Origin of the sequence: Paraburkholderia largidicola (genome assembly GCF_013426895.1) — a bacterium.
Classification (GTDB): domain Bacteria; phylum Pseudomonadota; class Gammaproteobacteria; order Burkholderiales; family Burkholderiaceae; genus Paraburkholderia; species Paraburkholderia largidicola.
In genome coordinates, this window is sequence record NZ_AP023174.1 from 1,628,133 (window position 1) to 1,644,915 (window position 16,783).

A 16,783-nucleotide genomic window follows, 5' to 3' on the forward strand; every position below is an offset into this window, starting at 1 on the left:
CGAATGGCATAAAATGCACCTGATTAATCTTCATACGTTACAAAGTGTTACCCGCTTTCAGCAGACGTAAACGTTTTCGTTCGGTACGATTCGGCCTTGCAAAAAAGTCTGGATATAGAGATGTTTTTGTATGAAGGCTGAAAAGGCCGTCGTACGGCACTCCTGGTTTTAAGCTGATTAATATGCGCCAATGAGGCGCTATTTATCAGACATTATCCTGATCTGCCTTGCAGTTACATCTGGTTGCAATCGGTTGAGCACGGCCTCACTCGCACTGAAAAATGCTGCGGGCTTGCAGGAAATGCGCTGCTCCAAATTACCGGCACCCCCGGCGCACCGGCAGTCGACGCAGTAAGAACGACTCCGCGTGCAAGACAGCCAACCCAGAAATCCAGCGTACGCGTTCGGGCATTTTTGCCAGGCGTTTTCAGACGGATTTCGATTGCCCATTCGTACTTCCATGAAAGCCAATTCACTTCTTGTTTCGTCCTCCATTGCAGTCCTTCTCGCGGGCTGCGGCGGTGGTGGCGGCGACCCGGCCGGCACCGGTGCATCGACCAATAGCGTTGCTCAAACATCACCGATGTCCGCTGCCAATGCGACGGCCAACGGCAATACCACGGGCACCATCAGTTGCGCATCGCCTGCGACGGCGAGCGCATCGGCAGGCGGTCCACTCATTTCCGCCGATACGACGAGCGGCGACGGCACGCGCATGTTCGCGTCGGGCGCGAGTTTCCCGCTTGTCTTCACGACCAACGCAAGCAGCGCCGACACGCTGAACTGGTCGATCAACGATACGACGGGCCGCGTCGCGGCCAGCGGCAGCTTCGCGGTGCCGGGTGGCGCAGCGACGACGACCTTGACCTGTCAGTCGACGCTTGCCGGCTATTTCGCGGTAGCGGGCAGCCTGAAGGCAGGCGGTGGCGCGTTGCCCCAGGCCGGCACGCGTCCCACGGGCATCGCTACGTTCGGCGTGATTCCGAACCTGAACGGCGTCGTGCCCGCCGTCACCTACACGAAGCAGGAGCAACACCGCTTCGGCATGCAGGGTGAAAACGATCGCGCAGCGGTGCTCGCGGGTCTCGGCATCACGCAGACGATCGACGACCGCCAGATGTCGGTGATGGAGCCGAATGGCGCGAACACCTTCAATCCTTCGGCGAACAACCTCGACTCGTTCTATACGTCGGGCAACGTGATGCGCCTGATCCGTCTGGATGGCACGCCGGGTTGGGCGTCGAAGTCGGGCGGTGTCGAGGACTTCACGACCTTGCCCAAGGACATGTCGTACCTGCAGAACTACATGAGCCGCGTCGGCACCGAGTCGAACGCGATCCGTCTCAAGTACTTCCCGAATCAGTCGGCGAACTACTACCAGGTGACGTGGGAGCCGAATCAGTTCTGGACGGATACGGATGCCAATTTCGTGTCGCTGTACCAGTCGGTCTATCAGGGCATTCACTCCACCGATCCGAGCGCTGTCGTGATGGGTCCGGCGGACGCATTCCCGAGCCTCACGAACAACCGTCTGCAACGCATTGCTTCGCTGGGTTATGGCAAGTACATCGATGGCGTCGCGACGCACGGTTACTACGATGCGGGCACGTCGCCTTCGCATCCGCCTGAGCGTCTCGCAACCGACCCCGTCGCTGCCAATGCCGCCAACGCGCTGAACAACTCGATGCGCACGCTGCGCACCACGATGCTGAATCAGTACCGCGCAGGCATGAAGCTGTATCAGACGGAAGTGGGCATCAGCTATGACCTCGGTTCGCAGTATGGTCCCAGCTATCCGACGGGTAACGTGCTGTTCGCGCAAGGTGCGGTGGTCGCGCGTACGCACATCATCCTGCTCGGCGAAGGCGCGGACGTTTCGTACGTGTTCTACGGTGCGGACTATCCGGGCGAAGTGGGTTATGGCACGTTCTTCGATCTGTCGAATGCGCAAGGCTCGTTCGGTGCGACCAACATCAGCCCGAAGCCGGCCGCCATGGTCGTGAGCGCGATGTCGCGCATTCTGGATGGCACGAATACGCTGGGTCCCGTGAAGGACACGCCGTCGGGTGTTTATGCCTACTCGTTCCAGCAGGTCAACAATGGATCGGTGATCACCGCCTTGTGGACGCACAACAACGATGCGTGGAGTGCGAGCGCGGGTTTCAGCTCGACGTATAGCGCGGCCTACAGCCTCGCAGTCGATGCGCCCGGCACCAGCGGTACGGTCACGGTACTCGACATGATGGGCAACCCGATGACGCTGAACTACACGAATGGCACGCTGAAGCTGAATCTGACGGAAGCGCCCGTTTATGTGGTGTCGAAGAATGCGAGCGTCGCGAAGAGCAACGTGAACCCGCCGCCGGGTTACGTCGGTTCATAAGCGAAGTGGTGCATGCGGGTAGCGATCCGATGCTGCCCGCCGAGCCGGTAGTACTTATGAAAAAAGCGCGCGGGTGTCCCGCGCGCTTTTTTCTTTTGTGCGATTTGCGTCGTGCCCGGCGCAGAGATCTTCTATGCAATGTGCGCTAAGCCTTTGATTGAATAGATGAGTACATTGCAATTGAGAGTGAATGCGTGTGCCTAATAAAGTGGCATCGCAAACTTTTCGTAGATCGTGCGAAATAAGTGCTTGACAGCCCCCTGGGGGTTCCGCATAATTCGGCCTCTCCAAACGACGGAGACGCAGGAAAGCAGCAGAAAACAGCGGCTTTTTAGCGAATGTTCTTTAACAATCAACAGCCGATAAGTGTGGGTGCTCGATGGCGGCGCGCGGTGACTTTCGGGTCACTGAATAGCGAAAGTAATCGAGTCTCACACAGAAGTAATTGAGGAAGGTTTGAGTAATCAGATCTTTCGTCAGTGATTTTGAGTGAGCGACCGGTTCTTAAATGAACCGAAAAACAGTAACAGGTTTGAACTGAAGAGTTTGATCCTGGCTCAGATTGAACGCTGGCGGCATGCCTTACACATGCAAGTCGGACGGCAGCGCGGGGGCAACCCTGGCGGCGAGTGGCGAACGGGTGAGTAATACATCGGAACGTGTCCTGGAGTGGGGGATAGCCCGGCGAAAGCCGGATTAATACCGCATACGCTCTATGGAGGAAAGCGGGGGATCTTCGGACCTCGCGCTCAAGGGGCGGCCGATGGCAGATTAGCTAGTTGGTGGGGTAAAGGCCTACCAAGGCGACGATCTGTAGCTGGTCTGAGAGGACGACCAGCCACACTGGGACTGAGACACGGCCCAGACTCCTACGGGAGGCAGCAGTGGGGAATTTTGGACAATGGGGGCAACCCTGATCCAGCAATGCCGCGTGTGTGAAGAAGGCCTTCGGGTTGTAAAGCACTTTTGTCCGGAAAGAAAACCTCCGTCCTAATACGGTGGGGGATGACGGTACCGGAAGAATAAGCACCGGCTAACTACGTGCCAGCAGCCGCGGTAATACGTAGGGTGCAAGCGTTAATCGGAATTACTGGGCGTAAAGCGTGCGCAGGCGGTTCGCTAAGACCGATGTGAAATCCCCGGGCTTAACCTGGGAACTGCATTGGTGACTGGCGGGCTAGAGTATGGCAGAGGGGGGTAGAATTCCACGTGTAGCAGTGAAATGCGTAGAGATGTGGAGGAATACCGATGGCGAAGGCAGCCCCCTGGGCCAATACTGACGCTCATGCACGAAAGCGTGGGGAGCAAACAGGATTAGATACCCTGGTAGTCCACGCCCTAAACGATGTCAACTAGTTGTCGGGTCTTCATTGACTTGGTAACGAAGCTAACGCGTGAAGTTGACCGCCTGGGGAGTACGGTCGCAAGATTAAAACTCAAAGGAATTGACGGGGACCCGCACAAGCGGTGGATGATGTGGATTAATTCGATGCAACGCGAAAAACCTTACCTACCCTTGACATGTACGGAACCTTGCTGAGAGGTGAGGGTGCCCGAAAGGGAGCCGTAACACAGGTGCTGCATGGCTGTCGTCAGCTCGTGTCGTGAGATGTTGGGTTAAGTCCCGCAACGAGCGCAACCCTTGTCCCTAGTTGCTACGCAAGAGCACTCTAGGGAGACTGCCGGTGACAAACCGGAGGAAGGTGGGGATGACGTCAAGTCCTCATGGCCCTTATGGGTAGGGCTTCACACGTCATACAATGGTCGGAACAGAGGGTTGCCAAGCCGCGAGGTGGAGCCAATCCCAGAAAACCGATCGTAGTCCGGATCGCAGTCTGCAACTCGACTGCGTGAAGCTGGAATCGCTAGTAATCGCGGATCAGCATGCCGCGGTGAATACGTTCCCGGGTCTTGTACACACCGCCCGTCACACCATGGGAGTGGGTTTTACCAGAAGTGGCTAGTCTAACCGCAAGGAGGACGGTCACCACGGTAGGATTCATGACTGGGGTGAAGTCGTAACAAGGTAGCCGTATCGGAAGGTGCGGCTGGATCACCTCCTTTCCAGAGCTTCGCGTCTCAAAGTTGAGCGCTCACACTTGTCGGCTGTTAATTGAAGACAGGCTCAGGGGTCTGTAGCTCAGTCGGTTAGAGCACCGTCTTGATAAGGCGGGGGTCGATGGTTCGAATCCATCCAGACCCACCATTGCCTTGTCTGGTGTGGTTGCTGATGTAGCTGGCTGGATATGCCCTGTGCGCTGTATGACTGGGGGATTAGCTCAGCTGGGAGAGCACCTGCTTTGCAAGCAGGGGGTCGTCGGTTCGATCCCGTCATCCTCCACCAATTCCCAATGCCTAGCGTTCAGTGCGAACTGAGCATTAAGCATTGGCAATTGAGCCAGTCAGCAAGTGATTTAAGGCATAGCGCCTTATATCGGCTGTCGTTCTTTAACAATCAGGAAGAAGTAGTAAAGAGATTCACGAAAGCGTGCTTAGAGATGGGCGCGTGAGTAGGTGAATCAGGGTTGTGATTGTATCAATGTATTTTTTGAGTTCATCGAAAGACGAACCTGGAATACGGCACAACGCGAATACTCAACCTGTAGCGGATGTTATCCGGTGAGCAATCACTGAGAGACACACCCGTTATAGGGTCAAGCGAACAAGTGCATGTGGTGGATGCCTTGGCGATCACAGGCGATGAAGGACGCGGTAGCCTGCGAAAAGCGGAGGGGAGCTGGCAAACGAGCTTTGATCCTCCGATATCCGAATGGGGAAACCCGGCCCGTATGGGTCATCCATGGCTGAATACATAGGCCATGTGAAGCGAACGCGGTGAACTGAAACATCTAAGTAACCGCAGGAACAGAAATCAACCGAGATTCCCAAAGTAGTGGCGAGCGAAATGGGACCAGCCTGTACTCTTTATCTTCGTTGTTAGCCAAACGCTCTGGAAAGTGCGGCCATAGTGGGTGATAGCCCCGTAGGCGAAAACAGCGAGGAAGAACTAGGTGTACGACAAGTAGGGCGGGACACGTGAAATCCTGTCTGAAGATGGGGGGACCATCCTCCAAGGCTAAATACTCGTGATCGACCGATAGTGAACCAGTACCGTGAGGGAAAGGCGAAAAGAACCCCGGGAGGGGAGTGAAACAGATCCTGAAACCGCATGCATACAAACAGTCGGAGCCTCGCAAGGGGTGACGGCGTACCTTTTGTATAATGGGTCAGCGACTTACATTCAGTGGCGAGCTTAACCGATTAGGGCAGGCGTAGCGAAAGCGAGTCCGAACAGGGCGATTCAGTCGCTGGGTGTAGACCCGAAACCAGGTGATCTATCCATGGCCAGGATGAAGGTGCGGTAACACGTACTGGAGGTCCGAACCCACTAACGTTGAAAAGTTAGGGGATGAGCTGTGGATAGGGGTGAAAGGCTAAACAAACCTGGAAATAGCTGGTTCTCTCCGAAAACTATTTAGGTAGTGCCTCGTGTATCACCTTCGGGGGTAGAGCACTGTCATGGTTGAAGGGTCCATTGCGGATTACTTCGCCATAGCAAACTCCGAATACCGAAGAGTGCAATCACGGGAGACAGACATCGGGTGCTAACGTCCGGTGTCAAGAGGGAAACAACCCAGACCGCCAGCTAAGGTCCCCAAATATGACTAAGTGGGAAACGAAGTGGGAAGGCTAAAACAGTCAGGAGGTTGGCTTAGAAGCAGCCACCCTTTAAAGAAAGCGTAATAGCTCACTGATCGAGTCGTCCTGCGCGGAAGATGTAACGGGGCTAAGTCATATACCGAAGCTGCGGATGCACATTTATGTGCATGGTAGGAGAGCGTTCCGTAAGCCTGCGAAGGTGCGTTGAAAAGCGTGCTGGAGGTATCGGAAGTGCGAATGCTGACATGAGTAGCGATAAAGGGGGTGAAAGGCCCCTCGCCGTAAGCCCAAGGTTTCCTACGCAACGTTCATCGGCGTAGGGTGAGTCGGCCCCTAAGGCGAGGCAGAAATGCGTAGCTGATGGGAAGCAGGTCAATATTCCTGCACCAGTGTGAAATGCGATGGGGGGACGGATCGCGGAAGGTTGTCCGGGTGTTGGAAGTCCCGGTCGCTGCGTTGGAGAAGGTGCTCTGGCAAATCCGGGCACGGAATTCAAGGGCGTGGCGCGAGCTTCTTCGGAAGCGAAGCAATCGGAAGGGGTTCCAGGAAAAGCCTCTAAGCTTCAGTTTCACATTGACCGTACCGCAAACCGACACAGGTGGGCGAGATGAGTATTCTAAGGCGCTTGAGAGAACTCGGGAGAAGGAACTCGGCAAATTGGTACCGTAACTTCGGGATAAGGTACGCCCCTGTAGCTTGATGCCCCTGCGGGCAAAGGGTGAAGGGGTTGCAATAAACTGGTGGCTGCGACTGTTTAATAAAAACACAGCACTCTGCAAACACGAAAGTGGACGTATAGGGTGTGACGCCTGCCCGGTGCCGGAAGATTAAATGATGGGGTGCAAGCTCTTGATTGAAGTCCCGGTAAACGGCGGCCGTAACTATAACGGTCCTAAGGTAGCGAAATTCCTTGTCGGGTAAGTTCCGACCTGCACGAATGGCGTAACGATGGCCACACTGTCTCCTCCCGAGACTCAGCGAAGTTGAAGTGTTTGTGATGATGCAATCTCCCCGCGGCTAGACGGAAAGACCCCATGAACCTTTACTGTAGCTTTGCATTGGACTTTGAACCGATCTGTGTAGGATAGGTGGGAGGCTATGAAGCGTGAACGCCAGTTTGCGTGGAGCCGTCCTTGAAATACCACCCTGGTTTGTTTGAGGTTCTAACCTTGGCCCGTGATCCGGGTTGGGGACAGTGCATGGTGGGCAGTTTGACTGGGGCGGTCTCCTCCCAAAGTGTAACGGAGGAGTACGAAGGTACGCTAGGTACGGTCGGAAATCGTGCTGATAGTGCAATGGCATAAGCGTGCTTAACTGCGAGACCGACAAGTCGAGCAGGTGCGAAAGCAGGTCATAGTGATCCGGTGGTTCTGTATGGAAGGGCCATCGCTCAACGGATAAAAGGTACTCTGGGGATAACAGGCTGATACCGCCCAAGAGTTCATATCGACGGCGGTGTTTGGCACCTCGATGTCGGCTCATCTCATCCTGGGGCTGTAGCCGGTCCCAAGGGTATGGCTGTTCGCCATTTAAAGAGGTACGTGAGCTGGGTTTAAAACGTCGTGAGACAGTTTGGTCCCTATCTGCCGTGGGCGCTGGATATTTGAAGGGGGCTGCTCCTAGTACGAGAGGACCGGAGTGGACGAACCTCTGGTGTACCGGTTGTCACGCCAGTGGCATCGCCGGGTAGCTATGTTCGGAAGAGATAACCGCTGAAAGCATCTAAGCGGGAAACTCGCCTTGAGATGAGATATCCCCGGGGCTTCGAGCCCCTTGAAGGGTCGTTCAAGACCAGGACGTTGATAGGTCAGGTGTGGAAGCGCAGTAATGCGTTAAGCTAACTGATACTAATTGCCCGTAAGGCTTGATCCTATAACAGGTGTGTCTCGACCAGCGTTAGCGCTTCAGCGCTTACGCTGGTCCGATCCCCGAAGGGGATACTGTGAACCTCCAGAGGAGGTATCAGGACACACAGGTTGAGATCAGTGTTGTGCCAGATTAAACAACACAACCCCCCTCTTTACGCTTCTTCCAGATTGGCTGTGGCGCGCAAAACCGCGACGCAGCAACCCGTCAAAGCCTGATGACCATAGCGAGTCGGTCCCACCCCTTCCCATCCCGAACAGGACCGTGAAACGACTCCACGCCGATGATAGTGCGGATTGCCCGTGTGAAAGTAGGTAATCGTCAGGCTCCCTATATCAACCAGGACCCCGCCCTCAAAAGCGGGGTCTTGGCGTTTGGGGCGCAGGTTTTTAATGTCGCGCGCCCGGCAAGGGACTCAAGCCGCAACGGCCGGCTTCACGACTCTTTCAACGCAGCCAAGCGATTCGAGACCGAGGTCGAAGTACGACTGGCGCAAAATGATTAACCCTTGTTCGAAGCAAGAACGCAGGGTGCTTATCTGGCCACGATCGCTGCTGCAACGGAAAAGGCCTATAAAGACGACGCTTCACTCGTCGCTCTGGCGCAAGCTTCAATGGCTGGCGCAGCCGAACTGGTAACGCGCGCACCCAGACCACTCACCAGTCCAGCACTCGGTCTCATCGTCGCAATAAAACTTCTGCGCCCATTCCGACGAGGGGATAACGGCAAGGGGAAGCGAACCCTTATCGAACCTCACGCGTCTCGTGCGTGAACTTGAGCGTCACGACGGTAATCGCGCCAAGCACCATCAGAAAGATCGAAACCGGCCAGTAAGCGTGATAACTGGCAAGCAGCGCTGTTGCGATCAGCGGCGACAGTCCGCCAGCAAAGATCGACGCCACTTCGTGCCCAAGCGCCACGCCTGAATAGCGTACTTCAGTGCTGAACAGTTCGCCGACGAGCGCAGGCAACGTGCCGATCATCGCGCCGTGACAAACAGCTGTGCCGAGAATCAGCGCAAGATAGATCCACGGTGCCTGGTGCGTATCGAGCATCCAGAAAAACGGGAAAGCCATTACGATCAATCCCGCCGCGCCGATCATATATACGGGCTTTCGTCCAATGCGATCGGACAGACGTCCCCACGCGAGCATTGCGCCCATTTCGACGACCATCGCAAGCATGACGCCCGTCAACATCACCGAACTGGCGATACCCACAAACTTTCCATACACGAGCGAAAACGCGAGAAAGATATAAGCGCCGCCGTTTTCCGCCACGCGCAGTCCCATCGCCATCAAGATCTCTTTCGGATGCCGCTTGATGACTTCGACGACAGGCAAATGCGTCTTCTCGCCACGCTTTTCGGTCTGTTCGAAATCCCGGCTTTCAGGCAGGCTGTGCCTGATATAAACGCCGATCGCAAAGATCGCAATACTCGCGAGAAACGGCAGTCGCCAGCCCCAGCTGATGAATGCATCGTGCGGCAGCGACTGCGCCGCGAGAAACGCAGCCGACGACAACACGAATCCGCCGCCCACGCCCAACTGGCTCCACGCCGCGTAATAGCCGCGCTTTTCCGGCGGTGCGCTCTCGCTGATCATCAATACGCCGCCGCCCCATTCGCCACCCGATGCAACGCCTTGCAATAGCCGCAATACGACGAGCGCGACAGGCGACCAGATGCCGACCTGCGCATACGTCGGCAGCAGTCCGATCGCGAATGTCGCGACACCCATGATAAGCAGCGTCCAGACGAGCGAAGCCTTGCGCCCGTAGCGGTCGCCGATATGGCCGAACACGACGCCGCCCACCGGCCGCGCGACGAAGCCCATGGCGAATGCGGCAAATGCGCCCAGCGTGCCGATCAACGGATCGGCGCCCACCGGAAAGAACAACTGTCCGAACACAAGCGCCGCCGCCGTGCCGTAAACGAAGAAGTCGTACCATTCCATCGCATTGCCTGCGACGGACGCCACGACGATCTTGCGTAGCGTCCTGTCCTCGAGAGGCCGGACAGCGTCGACGCGCCCGGATGCGTGCGTGGTTTCGATGGAAGCCATGATGGATCGCAAAGATGTAGTGGGGATTGCCGCTGAGTGTCTGCCGCGCATTTCAATCGGTCAAATTCATCGAAAAAGGGAGATGCCATCAGTCACGCAAATGTGGGACGAATCGCTCGGAGTCGTCTCGATCAGAGGTGCCGTGGTAACTTCTCGTTTCAACGAGTCGAACGAGCGTCGGCAGTCTCCGGCCGGCGGACAATGGAGAAGACATGCTTTCCCACGGGAGAATCGCGTTCGCGCGGCCCGCACTGGCTGCTCCAGGTCGTGCTCGGTGAACACGTAGCCGCGCGCTGGCGTGTCGTCGATGTTCAGCATGCGGCGTCCACTCATGCCAAATAGTGAGGACGTGCAGTGACTTTCCTTGGAATCGACCTCGGCACCTCCGAGGTAAAAGTAATTCTGACCGATGACGCGTCCAACACGCTCGCGACAAGCGGGGCGCGTCTGGATGTAGCACAGCCGCATCCGCACTGGTCGGAGCAGAATCCGCACGCGTGGTGGCAGGCAACGCTCGATGCCGTTGCCGCCGTGCGCGGCGAGAATCCCGGCGCATTCGCGGCGCTGCGCGGCATCGGGCTCTCGGGACAGATGCATGGCGCGACGCTGCTCGACGCGAAAGGCCAGGTACTCAGGCCCGCGATACTCTGGAACGACACGCGCGCGTTCGCCGAATGCGCGGAACTGGAAGCGCTCGTGCCCGAATCGCGTGACATCACGGGCAATCTCGCGATGCCCGGTTTCACCGCGCCCAAGCTATTGTGGCTCGCAAAGCACGAACCCGACGTATTTCGCGCCGCGTCCAAAGTGCTCTTGCCGAAAGACTATCTCGCATGGCGGCTCACGGGCGATTTCGTGTCGGACATGTCGGACGCGTCGGGCACGCTATGGCTCGATGTCGCGAAGCGCGACTGGTCCGACCGCATGCTCGCGGCGACGGGATTGACGCGCGCGCACATGCCGCGCCTCGTCGAAGGCAGCGCGCCTGCCGCACAGTTGAGTGAGGAATTGCGGCGCGAGTGGGGCATTGCCGGTCCCGTCGTGCTATGCGGTGGCGCCGGCGACAACGCGGCAAGCGCGATCGGCATGGGCGTGGCGGAAGCGGGCAGCGCGTTTCTGTCGCTCGGGACATCAGGCGTGCTGTTCGCCGGGACCGATCGCTTCGCGCCGAATCCCGCGCAAGGGGTACATGCGTTCTGCCATTGCTTGCCGGAGCGGTGGCATCAGATGAGCGTGATTCTGTCGGCGGCCTCGAGTCTTGGGTGGCTGTCGAAAGTCGTGAACCGCGAAGTCGGCAGCTTGCCCGAGCTCGCGAGCACGGCCAATCCTGCGACAGCGCCGATCTTTCTGCCGTATCTGAGCGGCGAGCGCACACCGCACAACGATGCGAACGCGCGCGGCGTGTTCTGGGGTTTGACGGGCGCAAATACGACAGGCGATCTCGCGTACAGCGTGATGGAAGGCGTTGCGTTCGCGATGGCCGATGGCTACGCCGCGCTGCAAAGCGCCGGGACGACGTTGCAGAGCGCGTCGTTCATCGGCGGCGGCTCGCGCAGCCCGTTCTGGGCCAACCTGTGCGCGACGGCGACGGGCATCACGATGCATCGTCACGAAGGCAGCGACGTGGGCGCGGCGCTCGGTGCGGCTCGCCTTGCACGGCTCGCGGTAACGGGCGAGTCGATCGGCGAAGTCTGCCTTGCGCCGCCGACGCTCGAGTCCTGCGAGCCGGATCGTGCGCAGGCTCCGCTGCTTGCGCACAGGCTTGCGCGTTATCGCAGCATTTATCAGGCACTCAAGGCGAGTTTCGCGGAACCGGTGTGATGCGCGTGTGGCACGGCGCACCGTTGCGCGCGCCGTGCAAACATGAGACTCAACTCAGATCGTGAAGATCCTTTTGCAACGGCTCGCTTACGGTAAAACTGGAGAACTCGACATGCAAGCCGCCGCGTTCGGGCGTGCAGCACATTGGCCCGGCGAAGTAGTGCGCGGCTAGAGGAAAAGGCGCGAGCCGCAACAGAGGCCACGTTTTACCGTCGACCGAATACTGCACACGTAACACCCCTCGCGTGACGGTTACACGCATCCAGAAGCCATCGGTGGCTGCAATAGGCGCACCGATGGCCCAGTCCGACTGGCCGACCGTCAACACGCTACTGATCATCAGTATGCCGTCGGTGAACTCGACACCGGCCTTCAGCCATGTCGACTCGTCGACGCGCACCATCAACCCCGCCTGATCGTATAGCGCATGAAATTGGCCGCGCACGCGCACCTGTGCGGTGAAATCGCCGTGCGTGCGTGCGCCGAAGCAGTGGCCCGAGTCGCGCGTGAAGCCGTAATGCGTGTTGCGCCAGAAGTCGGCTTTCGGATCGGTCGTCACCTCGAGCGTATCGCCTTCGAGCGACCACGTCGACGGTTCGTTGAACCATTGGCATTGTTCGAACACGCGCGGCCTCCTGTGTGTCGCAGATGCAGTCAGCACGACGCACACAAGGTCTAGCGCCCGCCGCGAGCCATGCTGGAGAATACGCCGTCGCGCCGAATGAGTCCATGAAAGAGGGCTGCTGCGATATGCGCAAGCACAGTCGCAAACAGCGCGAACGTGAGCCATGTATGCAACGCGCGCAGCAGCGCGAACAGATCCACGTTTCGCGGCACGATTGCGGGCAGATGCCAGGCGCCGAACAACGTGACGGGATAGCCGCCGGCCGAGAGCATCGCCCATCCTATCAACGGCATCGCGATGAATAGCCCGTACAGCACCAGATGCGATGCCTTCGCTGCAAAGCGCTGCAATGCGGGCATATCGTCAGGCAATGAAGGGCTGCCGTTCTTCCATCGCACTGCGACGCGAATCAGTGCGAGCACGAGCAACGCAACGCCGAGCGGCCGATGTAAGGCGATCAGCGTTGCATGCACGTGCGAAACCGTCGCGACCATCGCGACGCCGATGAATAGCATCGCGAGAATCAGCACAGCCATCGTCCAGTGCAACAGGCGCGCGAGCGGAGAGAAATGGCGAGAAGTGTTCGTCATGATGCGTTCCGTTCAGGGTTGCGAGGTGGCGGGAGCATGATGCAGCGCCTCTTCTCTCGTGCGCCGCTGATACGACACGGCATAGGCAGCCGAGCGCGCCGCGAGCAATGGATCGTCAGAAGGCTTGATGCCGTCGGGCAAGACGGTCGGATCGAAGTTCACATCGCGGCACACGCCATTCGCTTGCGGCGCGCTACGTTCGATCACGACGGTGCCCGCGTCGATGCGTTGCCGGTCGGCAGGCCATTGCAGCGTCGCGTCGTTGGTGGGATCGCCGGCGTTCGCAACCGTCACGATCAGATGCCAGCGGACGTTGCCGTGCTGGATCTGTTCGTCGAATTGATGCGACAGAAAGTTGGGATCGTTCTTCTCCTGCGGATCGACAGGCGCATACGGCGTTTCCGGTTCCACGGACCAGCGCGCAGCGTGCTCCTGTCCGCTCGCGTCGGTAAAGCGGAACGCATTGATGCTGTAGTACGCGGCATTCGCGAGACCGGACGACGCCGGATGCGTCTTCACCCATTGCTGAAACGGCTGCGTTTCGGGGTGCGATGCATAAAACGCCTTCAGCTTTGCGGGATCGGGCTTGCCTGTCTTCGCATCAGGCTGTGCCGCAACGAGTTGCTGATAGAACTGCTCGGGCGTATGTACCGCGAACACAGGCGTCGAATTCATGGCCGTGCGCCATTGTTCGCCATCGCGCTGTGTGAAGAGTAGTGCGAAGCTGCGAACGGGCACGCTGGCGTCGGCCGCGGATGGATTGCCACCGGGAATCGCAAAGCGGCCGATGACAGGCGTGCGGCCCGGCGCGAACACCTGCGCACGCGAGATCGACGCCGCGTTGCCGTTGCTGTCGAAATAGCCCTCTACGCAAAGCCCTTTCGCGTGATTGCGGCGATAGCCGGGGTGCGAGCCGCTGTCCGCCTGGAACTGGTCGATGATGCGGTACGTCGTGAGCCGCGCAGGCGTGAGCCAGCCGGCCGCATAAGCGAAAGTGCCAGCGAGCGCGAATACCGCTGCGCCGATCGCGGCGAATTTGCACGGAATGCAGCGTGCGCCCGACGCTCGGGACTTTGAATTCATCACGAATGCTCCTTTCGTTTCTGTTGATGACGTGCTTAGGCCGCCAACAGAACGGAGCCGTGTTTATTCCCGTCTCACGCGAGAATTTTTATCTGCAGCGGTCGATGCGAGAAAACAAAAAAAGTCGGGAATAGATTTCGACATTGCTTTGTTCATCACAGTGAAAGCGCCACACATCCTGTGACGCATCGACGTCACCTCTACACTGAAGGAGCTGGAAATGAAAAAGCTTGCACTGTTGACTGTTTCGATCGCCGCACTCGCTTCGACCGCATTTGCATCGAGCGCGTTTGCGCAGGAAAAGACCCGCGCAGAAGTCCGTCAGGAACTGATTCAGGCCGAGCAGAACGGCTCGCAGTTCGTAACCGACACGTCGTATCCCGAAGTCTCGCCCATCTATCAGCAACAGGTCGCTCATCAGAAGGCTGCGCAGGAGAGCGAAGGAGCCGGCATGGGTGGCACCCACGCATCGGGAACGCGGATGCCCGTCACGGGCGCGAATGCAGGCATGTCGTCATGCGTTGGTCCCGTCAGCTATTGCTCGGTGTACTTCGGCAGTTGATGGCAATGGCGGGTGACGGGTGGCGTTTCCACGCAGCGAAGCGCACCCCGCCTACCTATGTGCGCTTATCCGCACAACACATCCGTCGCGACGTGCGACGCCGGCACCGCGTCGATCAGAATGACATCGCCGATCGAATTGTCCGTGCGCAGTGGCAGGATCGCCTGATAGGCGGCGGATCGGTACCATGCGCGCGCGAGATCGCGATTGGGAAACTCAATGGCGACCAGGTCGCCGCGCCAGTTGCCTTCCAGCCGTTCGCAACGGCCGCCATGCAGCACGAAATGGCCGCAATAAGGCGCGAGCGTCGCATCGATACGCTTCAGGTACTCCACGATCTCCACGCCCATCTTCACTTCATGCAGGTGTGCAACGGCAAACGTCGACATGCTGCGCTCCCGGTCGTTGACGAATGACACCAGCATATCGGCCGCCGCAAAGCGAATCGATTACCTCTGAGGTAATGCCGCCCGCAAAAGCGATGCGCACATGAAGCACTTTTGACAGTCGGCATTTTGCGCGGGTCAGCGCGGGGCAACCCGCTGCAATGCGAGTCGGGCCGTGCGCCGCGTTACCCGCTCGCGCGATGTACATGTTTCGCACACGAAACGTTGTTGCGCTTTTGTTCCAGCGGGAGAATCCGTGCGAACTTCCGTAGAACGAGGCGCCATGCGGGTTCCAGCGCGGTTGTCAGGAAACGGCGAGCCCATGGTATGAAACATGCATCGATAAGGGGAAAGCCAATCCCATCCACATATCAATAACTACGGTCTTCCCATACGATGGATGCTCGCCACGCTACCGCTGCTGATCGCGAGGACGATGATGCCCGTGCGACGACGCGCACGAGCAATACACACCGCACGCCGCGCCTGATGAACCAACTCGAACAACGCGTGAGCGATGGCCTTCTCGCCGGTGAATTCCGGCTCGCTTTTCAGGGCATCTACGATGTGCAGACAGGCAAGCTCGCACGCGTCGAAGCGCTGATCCGCTGGATGCATCCGGATTACGGCATGTTGTTGCCCGATGCGTTTCTCGTCGCGCTCGATCATCCCCTTGTCGCGTTGCAACTGACCTATCACGTGATCGACGGTGCGTGCCGGGCGGTCGCTCACGCACAGCGGCAGGGGCAACAGGTGTGTCCGATCGCGGTCAACGTGCCGCCGCGCGTCGTCGCCGACGAGCACTTTCCGTCCACCGTGATGCAGATCGCGCGTCTGCATGGCGTCGAGCCCGAGTTGCTCGAGCTCGAACTCGTCGAAACGGAAGATTCGACCCGCCTGCTGGCTGCGCCGCCATTGACGAAGCCATTGCGCGAAGCAGGCATGCGTCTCGCGATCGACGACTTCGGCACGGGCTATTCGTCGCTCGCGCTTCTGAGCACGATCGACGTCGACACAGTCAAGGTCGCGCGCGAAATGCTCGATGGCGTACCGGATTGTCCGCGCGCATCGGCCGTCGCATCGGGTGTGCTGTCGATGCTCGAAAAGCTGAATGTCGCGGTAGTGGTGGAGGGCGTCGAAACCCGGGCGCTCGCGCGGTGGCTTGCACAATGGCCCAAGGTGCTCGCGCAGGGCTTCTTCTACGCACGTCCAACCTTCGAGTACGCCGACGTCCCCATTCAGGAGCGATACGTCGCGCTGTAGTGCTTCACGCCTGCGTATTGACGATGCCGCCCGTCGACTTGCCCGACGAAGCAAGTATCAGTTGAGCAAGCTCGGCCGTCGCCGTTTGCAGCGCCGCTGAAATCGACATCGCCTGCGCGCTCAACGAAGCGACCATCGCAGCGCCTGCCCCCGTGCTATCCGTATTCGCCTGCTGCTGTGCGCGGGCCATCTGCTGTTGCACGGCCGACAGCTTCTGTTGCAACGACTCGATCAGCGCCTTGAGCTGTTTGATAGCCGCTTCCTGAGCGCTGTCGCTGCCCGTCGATCCCGCGGGCGCCGCGCCTTGCGCAGTCTTTGCGCCGCTGGAAGGCGAGGCCGGGCTCGCGCCACTCGTCGCGGAAGTACCCGATGTGTCCGTCGACGTATCCGTTGTACGTGTGCTGGAGATCGCGGTGGTGCCTGAAAGATCGTTCTGGATTTGCATGGGCAGAGCCTCGGTTCGTTGAAAGAGAAACGGCTT

At 58.6% G+C, this 16,783-nt stretch carries 10 protein-coding genes, 2 tRNA genes and 3 rRNA genes; 9 read left to right on the forward strand and 6 right to left on the reverse strand.

Features of this window, described 5'->3' with window-relative positions:
- Positions 1–460: 460 nt before the first annotated feature.
- From PPGU16_RS07290 to rrf, 6 genes are all read left to right on the forward strand, one after another.
- Positions 461–2,383, forward strand: a complete 1,923-nt coding sequence (locus tag PPGU16_RS07290) for a hypothetical protein (RefSeq protein ID WP_180722322.1) — start codon at positions 461–463, stop codon at positions 2,381–2,383.
- Between the two features lie 534 nt (positions 2,384–2,917).
- Positions 2,918–4,447 (forward strand): 16S ribosomal RNA (locus PPGU16_RS07295).
- Positions 4,448–4,512: 65 nt separating this feature from the next.
- Positions 4,513–4,589 (forward strand) — tRNA-Ile (locus PPGU16_RS07300).
- A gap of 62 nt (positions 4,590–4,651) precedes the next feature.
- Positions 4,652–4,727, forward strand: a tRNA-Ala gene (locus tag PPGU16_RS07305).
- Between the two features lie 308 nt (positions 4,728–5,035).
- Positions 5,036–7,915 (forward strand): 23S ribosomal RNA (locus PPGU16_RS07310).
- A 207-nt stretch (positions 7,916–8,122) separates the two neighbouring features.
- A 5S ribosomal RNA gene (gene rrf, locus PPGU16_RS07315) occupies positions 8,123–8,236 on the forward strand.
- Together the 16S, 23S and 5S rRNA genes with 2 tRNA genes alongside form the textbook arrangement of a ribosomal RNA operon.
- 416 nt (positions 8,237–8,652) lie before the next feature.
- Here the strand turns inward: rrf and PPGU16_RS07320 are convergent.
- Positions 8,653–9,972: an MFS transporter gene (locus PPGU16_RS07320; protein WP_180722323.1), complete on the reverse strand. Its 1,320-nt coding sequence runs from the start codon at positions 9,970–9,972 to the stop codon at positions 8,653–8,655.
- 354 nt (positions 9,973–10,326) lie between these two features.
- Between PPGU16_RS07320 and xylB the strand changes: the two genes are divergently transcribed.
- Complete coding sequence (gene xylB / locus PPGU16_RS07325) at positions 10,327–11,793, forward strand: xylulokinase (RefSeq protein WP_180722324.1); 1,467 nt, start codon at positions 10,327–10,329, stop codon at positions 11,791–11,793.
- A gap of 49 nt (positions 11,794–11,842) precedes the next feature.
- On the opposite strand, the gene PPGU16_RS07330 is transcribed toward xylB, so the two are convergent.
- From PPGU16_RS07330 to PPGU16_RS07340, 3 genes are read right to left on the reverse strand one after another with little or no spacing between them, the layout of a single operon-like run.
- Positions 11,843–12,418 carry a DUF1349 domain-containing protein gene (locus PPGU16_RS07330; RefSeq protein ID WP_180722325.1) on the reverse strand — a complete coding sequence of 192 codons (576 nt, stop codon included), beginning with the start codon at positions 12,416–12,418 and terminating at the stop codon, positions 11,843–11,845.
- Positions 12,419–12,468: 50 nt separating this feature from the next.
- Positions 12,469–13,008 (reverse strand): cytochrome b, encoded by a 540-nt coding sequence (locus PPGU16_RS07335; RefSeq protein WP_180722326.1) that lies wholly within the window; start codon positions 13,006–13,008, stop codon positions 12,469–12,471.
- A 12-nt stretch (positions 13,009–13,020) separates the two neighbouring features.
- Positions 13,021–14,091: a catalase family peroxidase gene (locus PPGU16_RS07340; RefSeq protein ID WP_180722327.1), complete on the reverse strand. Its 1,071-nt coding sequence runs from the start codon at positions 14,089–14,091 to the stop codon at positions 13,021–13,023.
- Between the two features lie 220 nt (positions 14,092–14,311).
- Between PPGU16_RS07340 and PPGU16_RS07345 the strand changes: the two genes are divergently transcribed.
- A complete protein-coding gene (locus PPGU16_RS07345) occupies positions 14,312–14,653 on the forward strand; it encodes a DUF4148 domain-containing protein (protein WP_180722328.1) in 342 nt (113 codons plus the stop codon).
- A 65-nt stretch (positions 14,654–14,718) separates the two neighbouring features.
- On the opposite strand, the gene PPGU16_RS07350 is transcribed toward PPGU16_RS07345, so the two are convergent.
- The gene (locus tag PPGU16_RS07350) at positions 14,719–15,042 is read right to left on the reverse strand and encodes a DUF1330 domain-containing protein (RefSeq protein ID WP_007734131.1); all 324 of its coding nucleotides are present in this window, start codon (positions 15,040–15,042) and stop codon (positions 14,719–14,721) included.
- Between the two features lie 486 nt (positions 15,043–15,528).
- On the opposite strand from PPGU16_RS07350, the gene PPGU16_RS07355 reads away from it, so the two are divergent.
- Positions 15,529–16,302 (forward strand): EAL domain-containing protein, encoded by a 774-nt coding sequence (locus tag PPGU16_RS07355; RefSeq protein ID WP_243460577.1) that lies wholly within the window; start codon positions 15,529–15,531, stop codon positions 16,300–16,302.
- A 4-nt stretch (positions 16,303–16,306) separates the two neighbouring features.
- Here PPGU16_RS07355 and PPGU16_RS07360 read toward each other — a convergent pair whose 3' ends face one another.
- The gene (locus tag PPGU16_RS07360) at positions 16,307–16,747 is read right to left on the reverse strand and encodes a hypothetical protein (protein ID WP_180722330.1); all 441 of its coding nucleotides are present in this window, start codon (positions 16,745–16,747) and stop codon (positions 16,307–16,309) included.
- Positions 16,748–16,783 lie beyond the last annotated feature (36 nt).